This window comes from Dietzia sp. DQ11-38-2 (assembly GCF_014145055.1).
In the GTDB taxonomy this organism is placed as follows: Bacteria; Actinomycetota; Actinomycetes; order Mycobacteriales; family Mycobacteriaceae; genus Dietzia.
On the sequence record NZ_JAALDW010000153.1, the window covers coordinates 1 to 6356 of the forward strand.

The window sequence follows — 6356 nt, forward strand, 5'->3', positions numbered from 1 at the left end:
CGCCGCGAGGAGCACCCCGCCCGGTGTGGTGCGACCGCCTCCCACGACGAGCACCCGGCCGCGGCTCTCCTTGCCGCCGTCCGGCGTGGGAAGCGCCCACCCCCGCAGGCGGTGGGAGGTGAGCACGAGCGCCTCGCCCTCCTGGCCGGTGGTCACCGGCCGTCCTCGTCCGCTGCTGAACCCTCGCGGGTGGTGGGGGCCTCGGCCCGCTCTACGGCCGAGGTGTCGGCATACCGCTCGAGGCGCAGTGACCCGTCGCCGTTCCGGTATGTCGTCACCGAGCAATTGGGCAGGGGGTCTTCACGGTCGACGTGGAGGATGTCCTGTTCAGCCATATGTTCCAACGCCACCCGGAATCCCATGATCACCGCTTGGTGGCTGAAGATGCACAGCCGCTCACCGGCGTACTGCTGCCGGAGATCGGTGAGCAGGTAGCGCACGCGCAGGACCACGTCCGTCCAGCTCTCCCCACCCGGGGGTCGGTAGTAGAACTTGCCGATCCGGTCGCGCCGCTCCGCCTCCGCCGGGAAGCGGTCACGGATCCCGTGCCCGGTGAACCCGTCGAGGATCCCGAGGTCCCGCTCACGCAGCCGCTCGTCGGTGAGGAGAGTGGCATCCAGGCGGGCCGCTTCCAACGCGGCGGCGGCCGTGTCCGCCGCTCGTCGGTACGGGGAGGTCAGCCACACCGTCGGCCGGCGCTCGTCCGGTAGTGCGGCCAACCACGTGCCGACGGCCGACGCCTGGGTGAGTCCGGTCTCCGACAGCGGGGTGTCGGCATCCCGGTAATTCAGATCGAGGCGGTGCGCCCCGGCGGCGCGGGCCTCGTCGTCAGCGATGTTCCCCACGCTCTGCCCGTGGCGGACGAGCAGGAGGCGGGCGAGTTCCGTCATGCCCGGAACCTACCCGTCCGCCTCCCGCCGGGCCCCGACCTCACGGGGTGAGGACGATCTTCACGGCCCCGTCCTGCTTCTTCTGGAAGATCTCGTAGGCGTGGGGGGCGTCCGCGAGGGGGAGCCGGTGGGTGGCGAAGTCGTCCACTCCCAGCGGGTCGTCATCGCTGAGAAGCGGCATGATGTCCGGCACCCAGCGCTTGACGTTGGCCTGCCCCATCGTGAGCGTGAGCTGCTTGTCGAACATCGTCAGCATCGGCAAGGGGTCGGCGGTGCCGCCGTACACGCCGGACAGGGAGATGGTCCCGCCCCGGCGCACGATGTCGATAGCGGAGTAGAACGCGGAGAGCCTGTCCACGCCCGAGTGCTCCATCACCTTCTTGCCGAGGAACTTGGGCAGCATCCCCACGGTTGCGTGGGCCGCGGTGGCCACGGGGGAGCCGTGTGCCTCCATGCCCACCGCGTCGATCACCGAATCCGGCCCGCGCCCGTCGGTCATGTCGCGGATCACGTCCCCCAGTTCACCGGGGACGCCGGTGGGGTCGAGGACCTCGACTCCCCGATGCGCCTGGCGGGCCCGGCGTTCGGCGACCGGGTCCACTCCGATGACGCGGTGTCCGCGGTGGGCGGCGATCCGGGCCGCCATGTCGCCGATCGGTCCCAGCCCCAGTACCACGACGGTCCCGCCATCGGGGATCTTCGCGTACTCGACCGCCTGCCAGGCCGTCGGCAAGACGTCGGACAGGTACAGGTACCGGTCGTCGGTGTGCTCGTGCGGCACCTTGATGGTCGTGTTCTGGGCCTGCGGCACCCGCAGATACTCCGCCTGACCGCCGGAGACACTTCCGTACAGCTCCGAGTAGCCGAACAACGCCGCTCCCATCCCCTGGTCACGGACCTGGGTGGTCTCGCACTGGGTGTTCAGGCCCTTGTCGCACATGTAGCAGTGGCCGCACGAGATCTGGAACGGCATCACCACCCGGTCGCCGGGGGAGAGATCGGTGAGTCCGGACCCCACGTCCTCGACGATCCCCATCGGTTCGTGACCGAGGACGTCGCCCTCGTTCATGAACGGCCCGAGCACCTCGTACAGGTGCAGATCGGACCCGCAGATGTTCGTGCTGGTGATCCTGACGATCGCGTCGGTGGCTTCCTCGATCCTGGGATCGGGTACGTCATCCACGCGGACATCGCGCTTGCCGTGCCAGGTGACTGCCTTCATGTCAGGCTCCTCTCGCTGGTCGTGTCATGCGCGCTCACGCATATCGCCGACGCTACGAGGCCGGGCGAACCATCGCATCCGGTCGCCCGAGGCTGTAGACCTGAAGTGGTGACCGGTCTGCGACAACCCCGCGTGGTGATCATCGGCGCGGGACTCGCGGGCATCGCCGCCGCGCACACGTTCCGACAGGCCGGGCTGAGCGACGTGCTGATCTGCGAGAAGGGCACCGACGTCGGCGGGGTGTGGCACTGGAATCGCTACCCGGGCCTGACCTGCGACGTCCCGTCACAGCTCTATCAGTTCGGGTTCGCACCGAAAGCCGACTGGTCGCACGTCTGGGCATCCGGCGAGGAGATCCGGCTCTACCACCGGGAAGTCGTGGAGCGGTGCGGGTTGGACGGATGGTTGCGGCTCGAAACCGAGGTGACGGATGCGGTGTACGACGACGAGTCCGCAACCTGGACTCTCACCACCGCGGCAGGGGAGATCCTCCTCGCGGACTTCGTCGTGTGTGCGACCGGGGTGCTCCACCACCCCCATGTGCCCGACATCGACGGACTCGACACCTTCGCCGGCCCTGTCGTGCACACCGCCCGCTGGGACCCGGAGCTCGAGACCGGTGGATCGCGGGTCGCGGTGATCGGGTCCGGATCCACGGGGGTGCAGATCGTCTCCGCGCTTCAGCCCGAGGCCTCGCGTCTACTGCACTTCACCCGCTCCCCGCAGTGGATCCTCTGGGCGCCGATGGGCGTCCGCCAACCCGAGCTGTTCACCGCCCTGCTCCGCCGGATGCCGGGACTGCAGCGGGGTCTGTACGCGGCCGCACTGTGGGCGTCGGGGATTCTGGCGGACGTGGTGCTCAAGCCGACCTGGCGTCGCCGGGCGGTGCAGGCGTACGCGAGGTCGAGTCTCCGCCGGCAGGTCCGCGACGCCCGGCTCCGGGCGAGGTTGACTCCCGATGACGAGCCGCTGTGTAAGCGGCAGGTCGTCTCGGGCACCTACTACGGCGCCATCACCGCCCCCAACGCCCAGCTGGTGACGAGTCCGATCACCGAGGTCACGCCCACCGGTATCCGCACCGATGACGGCGCCCATCACGACGCCGACGTGATCGTCCTGGCCACGGGTTTCCGATCCCACGAGTACATGCGCCCCATGCGGATCACCGGCCGCGACGGACTGGGTCTCGATGAGGCCTGGGCGACCGGCCCGCGTGCATACCGGATGACCGCGATCCCTGGTCTCCCCAACCTCTTCACCGTTCTCGGTCCCAACTCGCCGACCGGGTCGATCTCACTGCAGTACTCGGCGGAACTCACCTCGCGGTACATCGCGCAGTGGATCGAGCAATGGCGACTCGGGCGGTTCGACGCGGTCGAGGTGACGGAGAGGGCGACCGCCGATTTCGCGCGGGCGGTGGGCGCGGCGATGGGGCCGACGGTGTGGAACACCGGGTGCACGTCCTGGTACCAGACAGCCGGCGGTGAGATCGATCTCTGGCCCTTCGACCGGAAGCGGATGGAGGAGATGCTCGACCACCCCGACGAGCAGGACTTCACGCAGGTCCTGCTCGGCTCCTGAGAACGTGGTGCGTTGCCGGTCGCCAGGTGGATAAAGTGACTGTCATTCTCCGGACGTAGGCCGCCTCGTCGGCCGTGTCGATGGTGGTGACTATGAGCGATCCGTCAGGTGGCTCCGGGCGGGACGGTTCCAGCCGGGACGGTTACCGGGGCAACGACGGGGGGTGGGGCCAGGACCCCTACGGAACGGGTCCGCGGGGTCCCTCTCGCAACGGCCTCATGTGGGTGATGGGTGGGCTCATCGTGGTGCTGCTCGTCGTCCTCGCCGGCGCGGTCGGCTACCTCGTCGCCTCGGACGGCGGCGAACCGGGTGCCGCACCAGCGCCGACGACGACCTCCGTGGAACCGGAGACGGCGCCCCAGGTCCCGGAGACGATGCCAGCTGCAACCGGTGCTCCATCCGTGCGGTCCGCCGACTGCGACCCGGACGAGATCGCGAGCGAGGCGGGTATCGCCCGTCGGAACGTCAACGTGGACCGGTGCGCGGGGGCGTGGGCACTGGCGCACGTCTTCGTACCGCAGGGTGAACCCGCCGGGGATACGCAGTACATAGTGAGCCGCGTGGGGGGGAGTTGGAAGCGATACACCGGGATTCCGTCCACCACGTGCCGTCAGGAGGCGGAGGCCGACGGCATGCCCGCTGAGATCGCAGCGGTCCTGGACGACTGTCGGTCCTCGGCCGCACTGAGCGGCGATCTGGGACTGCGTGTCCCCATGTCCCGTCCCGCGTGCGACGGTCGGGGGATCGTGGTCCTGTACTCCGCCGTCACCCCGGGTGCATACGCGCAGGAGATCGCTGCCGCGCTGGCGCAGAACCCGGGAGCGTCCTACTTGCGCACCGACATGGCGTGCCCCTCGCTGCGCGCGAGGGACGAGAACGGCAACGTCATCTACGCCGTATACCGCGCTTCCGGGTATTCCCGGCAGGAGCTGTGCGCAGACGTGCGAGCAGAGGGACCGCCTGCGTACGGTCGCTGGCTGGACTCCACCAGCGACCCGTCGACGCCGGTCACCTGCTGAGCAGGCCGGCGGCTCACCGCAGGATGAGTGGGATGTGCTGCTCAGCCGCGGTATTGGCCCCGTGATGACCGAGGAGGCCCGACTCCATCTTCTCGTGGTGGGTGCGGGCGAGGATGACGCCGCCGGTGGCGACCGCGATGACGTGACCCAGACGGTCCGCATGGTCCCGGCCCGGCCCGAACAACTGCTCGTCCAGCGCCTGTTCCCGGCTCAGCACCCGCGCGTGCCCCGCCAACTCCTCGCGCCAGGCGGCCAACACCGCCGTTTCCGCCCCGGCCCGTGCGTGCACGTGCCGTACCCGGGCCTCGCCGGCGAGCACCTCGACGTCCGTGAGGAGCGACGGTGTGGCATCGATATCGATCACGGTCTCCGCGGCCACCATGCCGTGGTCGGCGGTGACGAGTAACCCGCAGCCGGGGGGCAGATCCGTCGCCAGGTCGGCGACGAAGGCGTCCACCTCGCGCAACGACTGAACCCACTCCGGAGAGCCCGGACCGTGGATGTGTCCGATGAGATCGAGGTCTCCGAAGTAGGAATAGACGAACCGTCTGGACTTCGAGGGAGCGGCGACGACAGCGAGTATCGCCTCGCGGATCTCCTGCAGTGAGATAGCCGGGCGGTACTCGCCCTCCGCCCGGAACGCGGCGCGGGTGAGTCCGGATGCCCGGAAGTCCTCGCGCATGACGTAGGTGACGTCGACCCCCTCCTCGGTGAGCAGTTCGAGAAGACTCGGCAGCGCCTGCACCTCACGGGGAGGGAACCGGTCCAGTGCGGAGGGCCCCTCCGCCGACCCCGTGGTCCACCGGAGCGAGTTGAAGACGGTAGGTGTCTCCGCACCCTCGTCCGGGAGCGCGAAGCTGTACCCGACGATCCCGTGGCGGGAGCACGGCGCTCCCACCGCCAGGCTGGTCAGACTCGTGGCCGTGGTGGCGGGGAATCCCGCGGAGATCATCCGCGTGGTCATCGCCGAGAGGGTGGGGGCGACCTCGGCGTGCTGCCGGATGAGCTCGGCGCCGAGGCCGTCGACCAGGACGAGCACCGTATCCCGCGTGGGCGGGAGAGCCAGTGGGTTGCGGAGGTTGACGCCCAGCGAGGCGGCGATCGACGGCATGACGTCGGCCAGCGAGTGGTCGGCGGGGGTGGTCGGGATCCCGGTCATGGCTCCACTCTCCCTCATCGCGCCCGCGAACGGTGCGGACCGGCGCCGTCCGGGCAGACGGCACCAAGGCGAGGCGGCGTGACGTGACGACGTGGTGGTCGTGACGTAACACCGCCCCGCTCGTGACGTATATGTGATGGACTCAAGAATCCTCAACTCATCGTGGGGCTCGCGCCCCCGTCATGCTCGGAGATCACTGTGACCAGATCCATCGCCTGCGCCGGTGCGCTGGCCGCCGCACTTCTCGTCTTCTCGACCGGCGCCGCGGCAGCCCAGAGCGCAGACGGCCTGTCGTCTGGCGCCCTCGACTCGTCGTCGCTCACCGGCTCCGCCGGAACGGAGACCGACGCGGACACCGGCGGCGGCCTCGGCTCCGCCGGTGACCTGCTTCCGGCCTCCGTCACCGGTTCGCTGCCCGGTTACACCTCCGGTCCGGTCGGTTCCGTCGCCAGCGCCGGCTGTGGCGTCGGCACCGTGGCCGGCGC

5 protein-coding genes and 1 pseudogene are annotated in these 6356 nt (G+C 69.6%); 3 read left to right on the forward strand and 3 right to left on the reverse strand.

From position 1 onward, the window contains the following. Positions 1 to 152: 152 nt before the first annotated feature. Both G6026_RS06075 and G6026_RS06080 read right to left on the reverse strand, forming a co-directional pair. On the reverse strand, positions 153 to 890 hold the full coding sequence (locus G6026_RS06075) for a histidine phosphatase family protein (protein WP_182612553.1): 738 nt from the start codon (positions 888 to 890) through the stop codon (positions 153 to 155). A gap of 40 nt (positions 891 to 930) precedes the next feature. After that, complete coding sequence (locus tag G6026_RS06080; protein ID WP_107756248.1) at positions 931 to 2112, reverse strand: zinc-dependent alcohol dehydrogenase; 1182 nt, start codon at positions 2110 to 2112, stop codon at positions 931 to 933. 108 nt (positions 2113 to 2220) lie between these two features. On the opposite strand from G6026_RS06080, the gene G6026_RS06085 reads away from it, so the two are divergent. After that, the gene (locus G6026_RS06085; protein WP_309230321.1) at positions 2221 to 3693 is read left to right on the forward strand and encodes an NAD(P)/FAD-dependent oxidoreductase; all 1473 of its coding nucleotides are present in this window, start codon (positions 2221 to 2223) and stop codon (positions 3691 to 3693) included. 92 nt (positions 3694 to 3785) lie between these two features. Then, positions 3786 to 4712, forward strand: a complete 927-nt coding sequence (locus tag G6026_RS17155) for a serine/threonine protein kinase (RefSeq protein WP_241727959.1) — start codon at positions 3786 to 3788, stop codon at positions 4710 to 4712. A 13-nt stretch (positions 4713 to 4725) separates the two neighbouring features. Here G6026_RS17155 and G6026_RS06095 read toward each other — a convergent pair whose 3' ends face one another. Then, on the reverse strand, positions 4726 to 5871 hold the full coding sequence (locus G6026_RS06095) for a nucleotide pyrophosphatase/phosphodiesterase family protein (RefSeq protein WP_182612557.1): 1146 nt from the start codon (positions 5869 to 5871) through the stop codon (positions 4726 to 4728). Between the two features lie 198 nt (positions 5872 to 6069). On the opposite strand from G6026_RS06095, the pseudogene G6026_RS06100 reads away from it, so the two are divergent. Beyond that, positions 6070 to 6356: pseudogene (locus tag G6026_RS06100) on the forward strand (hypothetical protein); the annotation flags it as partial.